The 15,045-nt window shown below is 75.5% G+C and carries 12 protein-coding genes; 5 read left to right on the forward strand and 7 right to left on the reverse strand.

Annotated elements, in window-relative coordinates; all coding sequences use genetic code 11:
* Positions 1-8: 8 nt before the first annotated feature.
* A complete protein-coding gene (locus COO58_RS08940; RefSeq protein ID WP_098744556.1) occupies positions 9-575 on the forward strand; it encodes a dienelactone hydrolase family protein in 567 nt (188 codons plus the stop codon).
* 73 nt (positions 576-648) lie between these two features.
* Here the strand turns inward: COO58_RS08940 and COO58_RS08945 are convergent, their stop codons facing one another.
* On the reverse strand, positions 649-2,868 hold the full coding sequence (locus COO58_RS08945; RefSeq protein ID WP_098744557.1) for an adenylate/guanylate cyclase domain-containing protein: 2,220 nt from the start codon (positions 2,866-2,868) through the stop codon (positions 649-651).
* Between the two features lie 189 nt (positions 2,869-3,057).
* Between COO58_RS08945 and COO58_RS08950 the strand changes: the two genes are divergently transcribed.
* The 4 genes from COO58_RS08950 to COO58_RS08965 all read left to right on the forward strand — a co-directional run bounded on the left by COO58_RS08950 (position 3,058) and on the right by COO58_RS08965 (position 9,576).
* Positions 3,058-6,003 (forward strand): helix-turn-helix transcriptional regulator, encoded by a 2,946-nt coding sequence (locus COO58_RS08950; protein ID WP_098744559.1) that lies wholly within the window; start codon positions 3,058-3,060, stop codon positions 6,001-6,003.
* A 112-nt stretch (positions 6,004-6,115) separates the two neighbouring features.
* On the forward strand, positions 6,116-6,886 hold the full coding sequence (locus tag COO58_RS08955; protein WP_091574122.1) for a DUF5995 family protein: 771 nt from the start codon (positions 6,116-6,118) through the stop codon (positions 6,884-6,886).
* A 98-nt stretch (positions 6,887-6,984) separates the two neighbouring features.
* On the forward strand, positions 6,985-7,416 hold the full coding sequence (locus COO58_RS08960; protein ID WP_245666356.1) for a hypothetical protein: 432 nt from the start codon (positions 6,985-6,987) through the stop codon (positions 7,414-7,416).
* A 63-nt stretch (positions 7,417-7,479) separates the two neighbouring features.
* Positions 7,480-9,576: an APC family permease gene (locus COO58_RS08965; RefSeq protein WP_098744560.1), complete on the forward strand. Its 2,097-nt coding sequence runs from the start codon at positions 7,480-7,482 to the stop codon at positions 9,574-9,576.
* A gap of 10 nt (positions 9,577-9,586) precedes the next feature.
* Here the strand turns inward: COO58_RS08965 and COO58_RS08970 are convergent, their stop codons facing one another.
* From COO58_RS08970 to COO58_RS08995, 6 genes are all read right to left on the reverse strand, one after another.
* Positions 9,587-10,546: a TIGR03557 family F420-dependent LLM class oxidoreductase gene (locus COO58_RS08970; protein ID WP_098744562.1), complete on the reverse strand. Its 960-nt coding sequence runs from the start codon at positions 10,544-10,546 to the stop codon at positions 9,587-9,589.
* A gap of 179 nt (positions 10,547-10,725) precedes the next feature.
* Positions 10,726-10,932 (reverse strand): hypothetical protein, encoded by a 207-nt coding sequence (locus COO58_RS08975; RefSeq protein WP_091574126.1) that lies wholly within the window; start codon positions 10,930-10,932, stop codon positions 10,726-10,728.
* A gap of 123 nt (positions 10,933-11,055) precedes the next feature.
* Positions 11,056-12,258, reverse strand: coding sequence for a low temperature requirement protein A (locus tag COO58_RS08980; protein WP_098744564.1), 1,203 nt, complete (start codon positions 12,256-12,258; stop codon positions 11,056-11,058).
* Between the two features lie 209 nt (positions 12,259-12,467).
* Positions 12,468-13,412 (reverse strand): helix-hairpin-helix domain-containing protein, encoded by a 945-nt coding sequence (locus COO58_RS08985; RefSeq protein WP_098744565.1) that lies wholly within the window; start codon positions 13,410-13,412, stop codon positions 12,468-12,470.
* A gap of 234 nt (positions 13,413-13,646) precedes the next feature.
* Positions 13,647-13,994: a TcmI family type II polyketide cyclase gene (locus COO58_RS08990; RefSeq protein WP_091574129.1), complete on the reverse strand. Its 348-nt coding sequence runs from the start codon at positions 13,992-13,994 to the stop codon at positions 13,647-13,649.
* 62 nt (positions 13,995-14,056) lie between these two features.
* Positions 14,057-14,881, reverse strand: a complete 825-nt coding sequence (locus tag COO58_RS08995; protein ID WP_369700177.1) for a BTAD domain-containing putative transcriptional regulator — start codon at positions 14,879-14,881, stop codon at positions 14,057-14,059.
* Positions 14,882-15,045: the final 164 nt, after the last annotated feature.

Genomic DNA, 15,045 nt, shown 5'->3' on the forward strand with positions numbered 1-15,045 from the left:
ATGGGTCGATGGCCGACGTCCTGCTCCTGCACTCCGTCTACGGGCTGCGGCCCGCCGTGCCGGTCGCCGCGGACCGGCTGCGGGCCGCCGGGCACCGGGTGACCACCCCCGACCTGTACGGGGTGCCGGCCGCGCGGACGGTGGAGGCCGGGTTCGCGTTGTTCGGCGCGATCGGCCACGAGGCGGTGCTGGACCGGGCCCGCGCGGCGGTCGCCGCGATGCCCGACGAGACCGTGCTGGCCGGGTTCTCCATGGGCGCCGGCATCGCCGGGGCGCTGCTGGCCGAGCGGCCCCGGGCGGCGGCGCTGCTGCTGATGCACGGCACCGGCGGCGCGCCCGAGTCGGTCCGCGCCGGGCTGCCGGTGCGGCTGCACCTGGCCGATCCCGACGAGTACGAGACCGACGCCGAGGTGGACGAGTGGCGCGCCGCCCTGGGCGACGCCGGCGCGGAGGTCGTCGTGCACCGCTACCCGGGACCGGGGCACCTGTTCACCGACCCGGACACGCCCGACTTCGACGCGCTCGCCGCCGCCCTGGCCTGGGACCGGGTCCTCGCGTTCCTCGCCGACGTGTGACGCACCGGCGCCCGCCGCCGATGACGCCCGGGCCGGAGTGGCCCCGTGCCCGCTCCGACCCGGACGCACCCGCTCAGGCGGCGAGCCCGAGCGCGGCGGGCCGCTGCGGCGCCGCCGTTCCCGGCCGCCGCCCCGCCCGTTCCGGCGGCCCGGTGGCCGACCCGGACCGCGCCACCGAGCCGGCCCCGAGCCGACGCACGGGCCCTGCGTCGGAGGACGCCCCGGCACCTGCTCCGAACAGCGCCACGGCAGCCGTTCCGGACCGCGCCACGGCTGCTCGGGGCGGCGCCACGGCTGCTCGGGACGGCGCCACGGCGGCCGTGCCCACTGGCATCGCGGCGTCCGGCGGCGGTGCGGCGGCCGTCGGGGGCCCGGCGCCGGACGCGACCGGCGCGGCGTACCCCGGCCGGTGCGACGCCGCCCGGATCGGCGGGACGGGCGCCGGTCGGGCCCCTCCGCCCGACCGGCGCGACCGCCCCACCCCGAGCGGGCAGGTCGCCCGCCCGTCGACGTCCCCGCGGGGAACGTCGAGCCTCGACGCGGCGCCCGGCCGGCGCGTGGCGGGGACAGCCCCCGGCCGGCCGTTGGTCCCGTCGCCGTGTAGCCGCCGGGCGAAGTCGGCCCGTGCCGCGCGGGGCAGCCGGTACGCGGCCATCCGGGCGACCACCGGCTCGGCGATGGTCCAGCCGCCCGCGCGGGTACGCCGGAGCAGGCCCGCCGCGGCCAGGGTGCGCAGCACCGGCCCGGCCCGGCCGGCCGCCCAGCCGAGCATCCGCTCGACCGTGGCGGGGGCGAGCGCGCCGCCCGCCGTGGCGCCGGCCATCAGCACGGCGCGCTGGGCACCGTCGAGCCGGTCCAGTCGCGCGTCCACGAGCCGGCGCGCCGCGGCGGGCACCCCGGCCGGCTCGTCGCCGGAGTCCTCGGCGGCGTACGCGGTCGCGACCGCCGGGTTGCCCCCGACCAGCGGCAGCAGCCGCGCGGCCAGCGCCGCCGGCCGGTCGGCCCGGTCGAGCAGGTGCCGCAGCAGGCGTCCGCTGTCCCGGGCCCCCAGCGGCGCCAGCCACACCCGGCGCCACCGCTCGCCCGGACCCGGTGACGGGTCGGCCCGTCCGGCGCTGTGGGTGGTGACCACCGCGAGCGCCAGCCGTCGTTCGCCGGCCGTCGCGTGCAGGTGACGCAGGAACCGGTGCAGCGCGGGCGCCGCGCGGTCCAGGTCGTCCACCGCCACCACCACCGGCGCTCCGGCGGCCCGGTCGAGCAGCAGCTCGCGGCACGCCGCCACGGCCCGGGACGCCGCGGCCGGATCGTCCGGGGCGGCGAGGAACGCGGCCAGCGCCGGGCTCGCCGCGGCCCACCCCGGGCCGCCGGCGGTGGAGCCGGGCAGCGGACGTACCGCCGGGTCCGGCGTGAGCAGCGCGCGGACCAGGTCGGCCAGCGGCGCCAGCTCCCCGTCCGGGTAGGGCGGGCAGTGCGCCACGCACCAGCGCACCTCGGCGCCGTCCACCCGGGACACCGCGCGGGTCAGCTCGTGCAGCAGCCGGCTGCGACCGCTGCCCGGCGGGCCGGCCAGGGAGATCCACCCGGGACGCCGCTCGCGCAGCGCCCGGACGACCTCGTCGGCCGCGCCGGCCAGCTCGCGCCGGCGGCCCACCAGGGGACCGTGGTGCCGGGCGGGCCGGTGCCGGGACACCCCGGTCACCCGCCACACGTCCACCGGTCCGGCCTTGCCGGCCATGGTCATCGTCGCCAGTGGACGCTGCTCGACCAGGCCGGCGACCGCGCGTCGGGTGCTCGGGCAGACCACCACCCCGCCGGGCGGGGCGTACTCCTGCAGCCGGGCGGCGGTGGTGATCACCGCGCCGCTGGCCGCCCCGTGGCCGCCGTCGCGCGCGCCGGTCAGGTCGACGAGCACCTCACCGGTCGCGACACCGACGCGGACCCGCAGTCTGGTGCCGCCCGCCGGCCGCCGGTCGAGCGCCGCCTGGATCTCCAAGCCGGCCCGCACCGCCCGGTACGCGTCGAAGCCGTCGCAGCCGTGCGCGCCGAACAGCGCCATCACCGCGTCGCCGACGTACTTCTCCACCACGCCCCGCCACCGGCGCAGCACCCCTGACACGGTGCCGAAGTAGGCGCGCTGCAACGTCCGCACGTCCTCCGGGTCGAGCCGCTCCACCAGACCGGTCGAGCCGACGATGTCGACGAAGAGCACCGTGACGGTGCGGCGTTCCTCCGGCACCGGCCAGCGTGCCGCGCTGACGGCTTCCCGACTCGCCACGGGCGTGGTGATCAACATCGCACCCACCCTTTCCCTGGTCCGGTGCCTGACGACCACCGGAGACTTTCACCACCGGGTCCTCGGGGGATCGGTAGGACGACGTATGTCGACCACCCGCAACCGTTAGTCGTGTTGTCGACGCGAGGAGTACGAGTACGCCCGTAAGCCCGTAGAACGGTGCGGGGACCTGTGACTAGGCTGCGTCCCATGGCCAGCGATGTGGACACCGCACCGCTCGTCGGCCGTGTCGGGACCCTGGCGACGCTGCGGTCGGCGCTGCTCGACGACGTCGCCCCCGGGCAGACGGCCGCGGTGTTCCTCACCGGCGAGAGCGGCGTGGGCAAGACCCGGCTGCTGGCCGAGGTCGGCGAGCGGCTGCGGCAGTCGGGCGCCCTGGTGCTCACCGGCACCTGTCTGGACATCGGCGACGCCTCGCCGTTGCACCCGGTGCGCCAGGCGCTGCGCCGGCTCGACACCGACGTGGCCGAGGCGCGCACCACCTCGGCGGTCCGCGGGCTGTTGCAGGTCTTCGACGAGGAGACCCCCGGCCCGGACGGCGCCGGCGCGCTGCTGGAACGGGTCTCACAGGGCCTGCACCTGGTCGCCGGCGGTCGGCCGCTGGTGCTCGTCCTGGACGACCTGCAGTGGGTCGACCGGAGCACCCGCCAGCTCCTGCTCTATCTGCTCGCCGGCCTGGGCGACCTGCAACTGTCAGTGCTCGCCGCGATCCGGGCCGAGTCGCTGCGCGGCGCGCACCCGCTGCGCCGGGTGCTCACCGAGCTGCGCCGGCTGCGGTCGGTGCGGGTGATCGACCTGCTGCCGCTGGACCGCGCCGGCACCGACGAGCTGGCCGCCGCGATCGTCGGCGCGCCGCTGCCCGCCGAGGCCGCCGACCAGGTGTGGCAGCGCAGCGGCGGCAACCCGTTCGTGGTGGAGGAGCTGGCCCGCGACCGGCGCGACGGCCGGGACGGGCTCTCCGACACGCTGCGCGAGGTCTTCCTGGACCGGGTCGACGCGCTGCCCCAGCCGGCGCACGCTGTGGTGCACGCGGTCGCCGCCGGGGTGGAGCCGGTCGAGCACTGGCTGCTGGCCCAGGTGGTCCGGCTGCCGGAGGACGAGCTGCTCGACGCGGTCCGGGAGGCGGTGGCGCACCGGCTGCTGGTCGGCGCCGACGACGGCTACCGGCTGCGGCACCGGTTGGTCGCCGAGATCCTCGCCCACGAGCTGCTGCCGGCCGAGCGGGCCGCGCTGCACCGACGTTACGCCGAGGCGCTCACCGCCGCGCCGGCCGAGCTGCACCAGGCCCGGCTGGCCCACCACTGGCGGCAGGCCGGCGAGCCGGCCCGCGCGCTGCCGGCCGCGATGGCCGCCGCTCGCGAGGCGGAACGGTTGCACGGGTACGCCGAGGCGCACCGCCACTGGTCCGTCGCGCTGGCGCTGGCCGCGACCCCGGCCCCGGTCCCGCCGGACGGCAGCCGGCCCGCACCGGTCGAGGTGGACCGCGCCGAGCTGCTCAGCCACGCCGCCGAGGCCGCACACCACAGCGGCGAGCACGCCCGGGCGTTGACCCTGCTGGAGGAGCTGGCCGCCGACGCGTCCGGCCCGCCGGCCTGCGCGCTGCACATCCGGCGGGCCCGTTACCTGGCCGCCGCCGGCCGCTCCGCCCCGGCCGAGGAGGAATACCGCCGGGTGCTGGAGTCGACCGACTGCACGCCGCGCGAGCGGTGCACCGCCGCCGCCCGGCTGGCCGAGCTGCTGCTGCACCTGGGCCGCTACGCCGAGGCCGGCGACCAGGCCCGGGAGGCGCTCGACCTCGCCGCCGACGTGCCCGGCTCCACCTCGGAGGTGGTGCTGGCCAGCGCCGCGCTCGGGTTCAGCGAGGCGTTCCTGGAGGACCAGACCGCCGGCCTGGCGGTGATGCGCCGGGCGCTGGAGACCGCCGAGCGTTCCGGCCGGCCGGAGGATGTGGCCTGCGCCTACCTGCACCTGGCCGAACTGCTCACCGGCCCGCTGAACATCCTCGAGGAGGGGGTGGTGGTGGCCCGCCGCGGCGCCGAACGGGTCGCCGAGCTGGGTCTCGGTCGCACCTGGGAGACCCGGCTGCTGGCCGTGGCCACCAACGGGCTGTTCCGGGTGGGGCAGTGGGCCGAGGCGGAGAAGGTCGTCGCCACCGCGTTGCGGCACCGCCCGTCCGGCGCCGACGCGGTCGAGCTGCTGCTGGCCCGGTGCCGGCTCTCCGTCGGCTACGGCGACGTCGAGGCCTCCGACCGTGACCTGGAGGCGGTCGCCACGGTGCTGGCCGGCGGTGGCGCCCGGCACGTGCTGCCGATGCTCATCCTGCGCGCCGGGCTGGCCATGTGGCAGGGCCGGCACGACCTGGCCCGGCAGGCCGTCCAGCGGGGCCTGACCGAGAGCCGCTCCGACGACGTGATCGTGCTGGCCACGCTGGCCTGGCACGGGCTGCGCGCCGAGGCCGAGGCGGCGGCCAGCCGCACGGTCGAGGTGGACCCGACCGCGGTGCGCCGGTTGCGCGAGGTGGTCGAGCGGGTGACCCGCAAGAGCGAGAAGGCCGGCGCGCCGGTGCGCTACGTCGCCGACGGCTTCCTCGCGCTCTGCGACGCCGAGCTGAGCCGGCTCGACGACGGCCGGGGCGACCCCGAGCTGTGGGGCCGGTCGGCCACCGAATGGGACCGGCGCAACCATCCCTATCCGGCGGCGTACTCGCGGTTGCGGCAGGCCGAGGCGCTGCTGGCCCGGCGCAGTCGGGTGGCCACCGCCGGCAAGCTGCTCCGTCAGGCCCACGCGATGGCCCAGTCGCTCGGCGCGGTGCCGCTGAGCGCCGAGATCCGTACCCTCGCCGGTCGGGCCCGGGTGACCCTGGACGACGCGCCGTCGCCCGCGCCGGTGCCCCGGCCGCGGACGGCGCCGGCCGCGCCGGCCGCGCCGGCGGTGGACGAGCTGGCGGTGCTGACCGCGCGGGAACGGGAGGTGCTGGCCGCGGTCGCCGAGGGGTTGACGAACAAGGAGATCGGTCAACGGCTGTTCATCAGCGAGCGGACCATCGGCGTGCACGTGTCGCACATCTTCGACAAGCTCCAGGTCCGCACCCGGGTGCAGGCCAGCGCGATCTTCCTGCGCAACCGCCCGGACTAGACGTACGTCGGCAATACGTCGTTCTACTGATCCGGCGCGTGTGCGGCGGCTGGCAGGCTGTGCCGCGGAATCGGGTGGCGTCGTGGGGGGCGCCGACCATCGTGGAGGAGAGATGACCGAACCGGTCTGGGGTCCTGTGCACCAGGACATCGTCGGGTTGCTCGCCGACCACCCCGCCGACGTGCCGGCGGTCGTCGACCATCTCACCAAGCTGCAGGACATGCTGGTCCGGCTCCCTCCGCTGGAGGCGAGCTGCCCGCTGGCCGACTTCAACAAGCTCTACCTGGTCATCACCAGCACCGTGCTCGACGGTCTCTACGAGGACCGGTTCGTCGACCCGGCCTTCCTGGCCCGGCTCGACGTGGAGTTCGCGGCGCGCTACTTCGAGGCGCTGCGGTTCTGGACCGACGCCAGCCCGAGCACGCCCAAGGCCTGGTCCTGCCTGTTCAAGCGGATGCGCGGCCCGGACGCCCGCCCGCTGCCCTCGGCCGCCGCCGGGGTCAACGCGCACATCAACTACGACCTGCCGTTCGCGTTGGTGACCACGCTGGAGAGCCTGGAGTCCGAGCCGGTCGACGGCAGCGACCAGCACCGCGACTACCTGGAGATCAACAAGATCTTCGCCGAGCGGATCCCGGAGCTGCGCCGTGGCTACCTGGACCACTGGCAGCTCATGATCGACATGGTCAACGGCGACATCGACGACTGGTACCAGGGCGAGCTGGTGGAATACACCCGGAACGTGGCCTGGCGCAACGCGCAGAAGATCTGGCGCTGCCGGCACGACCCGGACGCCCGCGAGTGTGAGCGGACGCGGTTGGACGACAACGCCGCGCTGCTCGGCCGGCTGCTGCTGTCGCCCCTCGGGGCGTTCCTGCAGTAGCCGGGACGGGGGGTCCCCGCGTCCCGCCGTCCGGGCGCGGGACGCGGGGACACCGTCCGTCGGGGTGTCGAGCCCGTCCGGCCGGGTACGACGTGGCCGTGCCGCATCCCGTCCCGACCGGCCCGCCGGGCCCGGTCCGCCGTTTCCCGTTCCGCTTCGACCCCGCGTTCCGGGCGCCGCTGGCCCTGCTCGGCGTGCGGCCCGAGACCGCCGCGGTGGAACTCGCCCCGGACGCGCTCGTCGTCCGGTTCGGCCCGTGGCGCCTGCGGACCACCCCGGGCAACGTCGCCGGTGTCGAGCTGAGCGGCCCGTACCGCTGGTGGCGGGCGATCGGCCCGCACCTGTCGCTGGCCGACGGCGGCGCGACGTTCGGCACCAGCGTCGCCGGCGGCCTCTGCCTGCGGTTCGCCGAGCCGGTGCCGGCGCTGGCGCCCGGCCCCTGGCCGCGACACCCGGCACTCACCGTGACCGTCGCCGACCCGGCGGCGCTGCGCGACGCGCTGGCTCCCGGCACTTCCGGCGGCGCTTGACCGGTTCCGCCGGGCCACGCCCCGGCCACCGCCTACCGTGATCAGGGGGCCGGAGGGGAGCAGATGGCGCAGGCAGGGGACGGGGAGCAGCCCCGGCGTACGCGGGACCGGCGGCGCGAGGCGCACGCCGCCGCCGCGGCCCGGGCGGGCCGGCACGCCGAGCACGGCGACCGGTCCGGCCGCGCGCCGGGCACGCTGCCGGAGCGGGTGGAGACGCCGGCCCGGCCGACGGCGCCGGCCGACCGCCTGCACCGCTGGCTGTTCCAGCACCGCGTCGAGCCGGTCGGCCCGGAGATACGGGAGCACCAGGCACGCGCCCACCCGTGGTGGCAGGTGATGTGCCTGACCGGCGTCGACTACTTCTCCACCCTGTCCTACCTGCCCGGCATCGCGGCGGTGGCGGCCGGCGCGCTGAGCCCGCTGGCCACCCTGCTCATCGTGGCGCTGACGCTGTTCGGGATGCTGCCGATGTACCGCCGGGTGGCCCGGGAGAGCCCGCACGGGCAGGGGTCGGTGGCCATGCTGGAGCGGCTGCTGCCGTTCTGGCGCGGCAAGATCTTCGTGCTGGTGCTGCTCGGGTTCGTCGCCACCTCGTGGATCATCACGATCACGCTCTCCGCCGCCGACGCCAGCGTGCACCTGCTGGAGAACCCGGTCCTGCCGGCGTCGTTCCCGCACGGCGCCACGGCCGCGGTGGCGGTGACCGTGGTGCTGCTGCTGGTGCTGGGCGGCGTGTTCCTGCTCGGCTTCAGCGAGGCGGTGCAGGTGGCCATCCCGCTCGTGGTGGTCTTCCTGGCGCTGAACGCGGTGGTGGTGGCCGTCGGGGTGGCCGAGATCGTCGCCGACCCCGGGCTGCTCGGCGACTGGACCGACCGGCTCACCCGGGTCGGTGGCGCGGGCGACGTGCTGACCACCAGCGTGCTCGCCTTCCCGCTGCTGGTGCTGGGCCTGTCCGGTTTCGAGACCGGGGTGAGCATGATGCCGCTGGTCCGGGGCGACGGCGACGACCCGGAGCGCCGGCTGGCGGCCCGGATCCGCAACACCCGGCGGCTGCTCACCGCCGCCGCGCTGATCATGTCGGTCTACCTGGTGGCCACCACGTTCGTCACCACCGTGCTGATCCCGCCGGAGGCGTTCCAGCCCGGTGGCGGGGCCAACGGCCGGGCGCTCGCCTTCCTCGCCCACGAACACCTGGGCGAGGCGTTCGGCACCGTCTACGACATCAGCAGCGTCCTCATCCTCTGGTTCGCCGGCGCCTCGGCGATGGCCGGGTTGATCAACATCGTGCCGCGCTACCTGCCGTCGTACGGCATGGCGCCGGAGTGGGGACGTGCGGTCCGCCCGGTGGTGCTCGTCTACACCGCGATCAGCATCGCCATCACCGTCGCCTTCCGGGCCGACGTCAACGCCCAGGCCGGCGCGTACGCCACCGGCATCCTGGCCATGATGGTCTCGGGCGCGATCGCGGTGACCATCTCGGCGCTGCGGGCCGGGCACCGGGGCGCCGGCGTCGGGTTCGCGGTGCTCACCGCCGTGCTGCTGTACGCGCTCGCGGAGAACGTCGTGGCGAAGCCCGACGGCATCACCATCTCCGGGTTCTTCATCGCCGGCATCGTCGCGGTCTCGCTGATCTCCCGGGTCACCCGGACCACCGAGCTGCGCGCCGAGCGGATCGAGTTCGACGGCGCCGCCCGCCGGTTCGTCGACGAGTCCGTCGCCCGCGACCGGCGGCTGCACCTGATCGCGAACAAACGGCAGAGCGGCTCGGTCAAGGAGTACCGGGTCAAGGAGCGGGCGCAGCGGTCCATGAACCCGGTGCCGGGCGCCGCCGACGTGCTCTTCCTGGAGATCGACGTGAGCGACCCGTCCCAGTTCAGCCAGGTGCTCAAGGTGCACGGGGTGGAGGTCGGCGACTATCGCATCCTGCGGGCCAGCAGCCCGGCCGCGCCGAACGCGATCGCCGCCATCCTGCTCGCGCTGCGCGACGCCACCGGGGTCCGCCCGCACTGTCACTTCGAGTGGTCCGAGGGCAATCCCATCGCGCACCTGCTGCGCTACCTGATCCTGGGCCGCGGCGACACACCGCCGGTGGTCCGGGAGATCATCCGCAAGTCCGAGCCGGACCCGACCCGCCGCCCCGGCATCCACGTCGGCGGCTGAGCCGCGACAGCTAGCCGAGCGCGCGGACCCGGGCGAGCAGGTCGCCCGCGCAGAAGTCGAGGAAGCCGTCCGGGTCCGGGCCGGCGTTCTGCAGCACGATGTGGTCGTAGCCCGCCTCGACGTACGCCCGCGCCTTCTCCACGTGCGGCTCCGGCGCCGGGCCGACGGAGAACTGCTGCCGGATGTGATGGTCCTCGACCCAGGCGGTGGCCGCGTCGAAGTTCACCGGGTTGGGCAGCTCGCTCATCACCTTCCACCCGGTGACCGCCCAGCGGCTGGTCTCCTTCGCCGCGCGTACCGCCTGCTCGTCGTCGGTGGCCCAGGCCATCGGCACCTCGGCGTAGCGCGGGCCCTGACCGCCGGCCTCCCGGTAGTGCCCGACGATGGACGCCTTCGGCTCGGTGGCGAACAGCCCGCTGCCCAGTTCGGCGGCGAGCGTCGCGGACGCCCGGCCGCTGGCCGCGACGGCGATCACCGGCGGTTGCGCGGGCAGGTCCCACACCCGGGCGTCCTCCAGCTGGAGGTGTCGGCCCTCGTAGGACTGGTAACCGCCCTGCCAGAGCAGCCGGATGATCTCCAGCGCCTCGCGCAGCCGCTCGTGCCGGCCCCGTACGCTCGGGAAGCCGAGCCCGACCACGTGCTCGTTCAGCCGCTCGCCGGCGCCCACCCCGAGCGTGAACCGACCGTCGGAGATCAGCGCCAGGGTCGCCGCCGCCTGCGCGACGATCGCCGGGTGGTACCGGACCGAGGGGCAGGTGACCCCGGTGGCCAGGCCGAGCGTGCTGGTGCGGGCGGCGATCGCGCCCAGCGCGCTCCAGGTGAAGCAGGAGTGCCCCTGCACCTCCAGCCACGGGTGGTAGTGGTCGCTCATCTCGACGAAGTCGAAGCCGGCCTCCTCCGCGCGGACCGCCTGCCGGATGAGTTCCTGCGGCCCGAACGCCTCCGAGGCGAGCTTGTAGCCGATCTTCATGCCGGGGTTCTCCGTCCCGTCGTCAGCGGACCGCTGCCGTTCCCGCCTGGCCCGACGGCAAACCCGCACGAGCCCAGCCTCCTAGGACGCCTGAGGGGTGGTGCGGCTCGCGACTCCGGGCACGGAACGGCCCGCGCTCGCCAGGCGGGCGCGGGCCGGGGAAGTACGGGGGTGGCGGCCTACTTGGACGGCTCCGGGAGCTTGCAGTCGATCTTCGGGTTGGCGCCGATGTAGTTCAGCGGGCCGGCCACGATGGTGACCAGGATCGTGCCCGCCTCCGCGCAGTTGGTGTCGTCGTTGCCGTAGTAGCCGCGCTGCCCGGCGGCGATCGCGCCGATGATGAGCCAGATGACGACCAGAACGCCGACTATCGAGGTGCCGCGCATCAGTTGCCTCCACTGGGGTTGTGGTGGATTCGAGGTGGAGGGCATGTACCCCGCGCGGGTGATCCGCCAAACGGAACACCGGTGCCGGCGCGGCCGATTCCGATTACCTACCGGCGCGGTGACTCAGTGCGGCGGCGCCGGCTCCTCGGGCGGACGGCCGCGGCTGCGCCGGTGGTCGGCGACGGCCACCCCGGCGAGCACCAGCATCGCCCCGACGGCGGCGTAGAGCGGCGCGAGGAACAGCGCCGCCGGCGCGATGCAGAGCAGCGCCAGGACCCCGCCGGGGCGCGACAGCGACACTCGGCTGAACACCTCGTACTCGAAGGCGGCCCGACCGGCCAGGAACAGCGCCGGGCCGCCGAGGATGATCGCCAGCCAGGCCGGCGGGGTGTGCCCGGTCGGCTCCAGCAGCACCAGGTCGAAGCCGGCCGCGCTGGTCACCACCCCGGCCACCATCAGCAGATGCGTGTACGGGGCGGTGTTCAGGAACCGGCTCGGCTGGGTCGACCGGGCGATGGCCTCCGGCAGCAGCTCACCGGACTTGTGCACGTAGATGCGCCACAGCAGCAGCGTGGTGGCGAACGCGGTGCTGAACGCGAGGAGGTTCTCCACCTCCGAGTGGTGCAGGCTGAACACGGTGCCGGAGACCAGCACCGCGTCGCCCAGCGCGATGATGAAGAACTGCTGGTAGCGCTCGGAGAGGTGCTCGGCGGTGACGTTGCGCTGGGCGTCCGGCACAGAGCCCAGGCCGGGCACCGGATAGGCCATCCGGAAACCGAGGTAGTCGATGGCCAGTGCCAGCGCCCAGAACCACAGCCGTGCGGCGCCGTGCGCCGCCACCGCGCCGATCAGCCAGGGCACCGCCGACACCGCGAACCAGATGAAGATGCGGATGGCGCGGCGCCGGGTCTGCGGGTGGCGGCGGACGGCCGGCATGAGGAACAGGCCGCGTCCGAGATGGATCGCCACGTACGTGCCGGCGAAGACCAGCCCACGGGCGCCGAACGCCTCCGGGATGGCGGTGGTCATCAGCAGCGCGCCGAACATCACCGCCACGATGAGCAGCTTGATCTCACCGCGCTGCGGGTCGTAGAGGTCGGTGACCAGCGTGGTGATCGCCCAGGTCCACCAGATCGCCATCAGCATGACCAGTGACTGGGCGGCCCGCTCCCAGCTGACCTCGCCCATCAGGTTGCGCGAGATCAGGGCCAGCGCGACCACGTAGACCAGGTCGAAGAACAGTTCCAGCAGGGTCACCCGGCGCGGCGCCTCCGGATCGCGGACCGGCGGCCGCCGGCCGGCGGGCTCCGGTGTTCCGGTGGGCACGAGCTGCTCCTGCGGGCGGGATCGGGCGCGGCGGGCCGTCCGTCCCGGCCCTTCACCGACCGTAGCGACGCCCGTCCGTCTCCGGTCGGCTTTCCGCCATTCCGGGCAGGTGACGGGGTCCGTCCGGTACGGGACGTCGGCGGGGACGTGGGCGAACACGTCGGGCCGGCGGCGACCATCGGTCACCACCGGCCCGGTACGGGTGCGGACTACTCGCCCGCGGGCAGGACCTGCTCGGCCTCGGCGCGGGCGCCGGCGAGCACCTTCGCCTGCTGCGGCCAGGTGGCCAGCCCGGGCGCGGCCCGCAGCCCGGCGGCCTTCACGGTCTCCCGCAGCGCCGCCTCGTCCAGCTCGGCGAGCTGGCGGTAGGTGCGGATGCCCGCGTCCTGCAGCGCGGTGGCCAGCTTCGGCCCGATGCCCTGGATACGCCGGAAGTCGTCCGGCGTCGCGCCGTCCGACAGATCGTTCTCGGTCGAGGCCCGCGGCGCCGGCACCACCGCCGGCGCGGTGTCCGATCCGGTCGGTCCGGCCACCGGCTCCGCAGCGGCCACGGTGGCGGGTTCCGGCTCGGCAGCGACCGGCTCGGTGACGGCGGGCGACCGCGGGTCGGTGGTGGCGGGTTCGGCGTCGACGCCCAGCGGCGCGGGCTCGACGGGCGCGGAGTCCGCGGCCGGCTCGGGCGCGACCGGGGACGGCTCGGCGCTGATGCCGACCGGCTCACGGTCCGGTTCGGCCGCGGCGACCGGCTCGTCGACGGTCACGGGCTCGGCAGCGGGGGTCACGGGCTCCGCGGCTTCCACCGGCTCCGACGCGGTCACGGGCTCCGCGGCGGTCACGGGCTCCGCGGCGGTCACGGGCTCCGCGGCTTCCACCGGCTCCGACGCGGTCACCGGCTCCGAGGCGGCGGCCGGCTCCGTGGTGGTCGGCGCGGGCTGGTCGGTCACGGCGGCCGGAGCCGGCGTCTCGTCGACCACCGCGGCCGGGCGGGGCTCGTCGACGACGGCGGTCACCTCGGGGGCCGGGGTGGCGGCGACGTCCACAGTGGGCGCGGAGCTGCCGGCGCCGGCCCGACGGCCGCTCACCACCCAGCCGGCGACCAGTCCGATGAGCAGGGCCAGGATCACGACCAGCCACTGCCCGAAGCTCGACGGCATGGCCTACCTCCTTCTATGTGCGTGCACGACGGTCACGAGAAAACTCGGGGCAGCTTCGCACACGCGCGCACGGGGCGACAGGCAGGCCGGGGGTCGGGCGTCGACGGTGGGATCGGCCGTGTCGGCCGGTGGTCGGTGGATGACCGAGCGTGTGCCGTCGGCGATGGGGGAGGGCGCCCCGGGACCTGGTGCCGTGCGGGGTCCCGGGGCGCCCCGTCCGTCGCCCGTGGCCGGTCAGCGGATCCGGTCGGGCGTGGGGGTGCCGGCGGCGTCCCAGCTGTAGAAGCAGCCGGCCACGGCGTCCCGGGGGGAGTGCCAGGTCGGCAGGTACGGCGAGGTGTGCGCGGAGAGCCGCTCGTTGACGCGTTCGTAGAGCGGGTGGTCGCGCAGGTCGGCGGCGAGGTCGGGCGCGACGTCGCCGGTCTCCATCAGGTGCACGCACAGGTCGTGCAGGTAGTAGAGGGACCGGTGCCGGATCCCGGTGAGGTGGGGCAGCTCGGTCGCGTCGGACTCGGCGAAGATCTGTGCCACCCGGCCCTGCGACCCGGGCACGATCCGGCTGACCACCAACAGTCGACTCATCGGGACCCCTCTCGCCGCGCTGCTGCTGCGTCCACGGTGCCGGCCCGGCTGTCACCTCGCCGTCACGGCGTACCCCTGGGTATTGATGGCGGTGGTGCGGCGCGTTGCGGGCGGGCGGGCCCGGCGGGCCGGCCGCGGTCGGCCCGCCGTTGCGGCGGTTCCGGCCGGCTGGCCCGGCGGATCGGGGCGAGGGTGTCGTCCAGCAGGGCCGTCATCGCCGGGGAGGGTTCCAGGCGCAGTTCGCGCAGGAGCAGGTCCCGGTAGACGTAGAAGGAGTGCACCGCCTCGAACGCGTTGCCCTCGGCCAGGTGGATGCGGACGACCAGGCGGTGCGGGGTCTCCCGCAGCGGCTCGGCCGCCATCGCCTCCAGCGCGGCCTCCAGGGCCTCGCCGTGGCGGCCGGCGGCGAGGTGGTTGCCGGCCAGTTCCTCCAGCATGTGCAGGCGGAGCTGGCGCAGCCGTTCCCGTTCCAGCAGGACCCAGTCGTCGTACCAGCCGGGGAGCAGGTCGTGCCGGCCGGCGCCGGCGGCGCCCCGGGGGGTCGCGCCGTCGCGGACCCGGGCGGCGGCCACCACCAGCTCGTCCACGTCGAGGTGCACGGTCGGTCCCAGGCGTACGGTGTCGCCGTCGGTGCGCAGCGGGCAGCACGGGTCCTGGCGCAGCCGCCACAGGGCGGTCCGCAGGGAGGAGAGCGCCCGTTCCTCGGAGGTCTCGGGCCAGAGCAGCCCGGCGAGGTGGCTGCGGGTGGCGCCGGGGCGCAGCCCGATGAGGGCGATGACCCGTTGCAGGCCCCGGGGCACCACCACGGGCACGCCGTCGTGCAGCAGTTGGAAGCCGCCGAGCAGGTGCAGTGACACCCGGGGGGCGGGATCGCCCGCCGTCGGCATCCTCGAACCACCGGACACGGCGCACCCCCCTGCACCGGAACATTCGTCCCGACCGTCCTGTGTGTTGCCCGGCTCTGCTCGCCCGCGACCCCGGTGTCGGAACGTTCCGCCTCGGCCGGAGAGGTCCGTCGCGGCCGGGCTGACCGAGACGAAGAATATCAACG

The organism is Micromonospora sp. WMMA1996, from assembly GCF_002573675.1.
Lineage (GTDB): Bacteria > Actinomycetota > Actinomycetes > Mycobacteriales > Micromonosporaceae > Micromonospora > Micromonospora sediminicola.

Coding starts and splice junctions, on each gene's coding strand:
- COO58_RS08990 (WP_091574129.1), bottom strand. CDS start 13,994: ATGAGTCGACTGTTGGTGGTCAGCCGGATCGTGCCCGGGTCGCAGGGC.
- COO58_RS08955 (WP_091574122.1), top strand. CDS start 6,116: ATGACCGAACCGGTCTGGGGTCCTGTGCACCAGGACATCGTCGGGTTG.
- COO58_RS08945 (WP_098744557.1), bottom strand. CDS start 2,868: ATGTTGATCACCACGCCCGTGGCGAGTCGGGAAGCCGTCAGCGCGGCA.
- COO58_RS08970 (WP_098744562.1), bottom strand. CDS start 10,546: ATGAAGATCGGCTACAAGCTCGCCTCGGAGGCGTTCGGGCCGCAGGAA.
- COO58_RS08950 (WP_098744559.1), top strand. CDS start 3,058: ATGGCCAGCGATGTGGACACCGCACCGCTCGTCGGCCGTGTCGGGACC.
- COO58_RS08995 (WP_369700177.1), bottom strand. CDS start 14,881: ATGCCGACGGCGGGCGATCCCGCCCCCCGGGTGTCACTGCACCTGCTC.
- COO58_RS08965 (WP_098744560.1), top strand. CDS start 7,480: ATGGCGCAGGCAGGGGACGGGGAGCAGCCCCGGCGTACGCGGGACCGG.
- COO58_RS08975 (WP_091574126.1), bottom strand. CDS start 10,932: ATGCGCGGCACCTCGATAGTCGGCGTTCTGGTCGTCATCTGGCTCATC.
- COO58_RS08940 (WP_098744556.1), top strand. CDS start 9: ATGGCCGACGTCCTGCTCCTGCACTCCGTCTACGGGCTGCGGCCCGCC.
- COO58_RS08985 (WP_098744565.1), bottom strand. CDS start 13,412: ATGCCGTCGAGCTTCGGGCAGTGGCTGGTCGTGATCCTGGCCCTGCTC.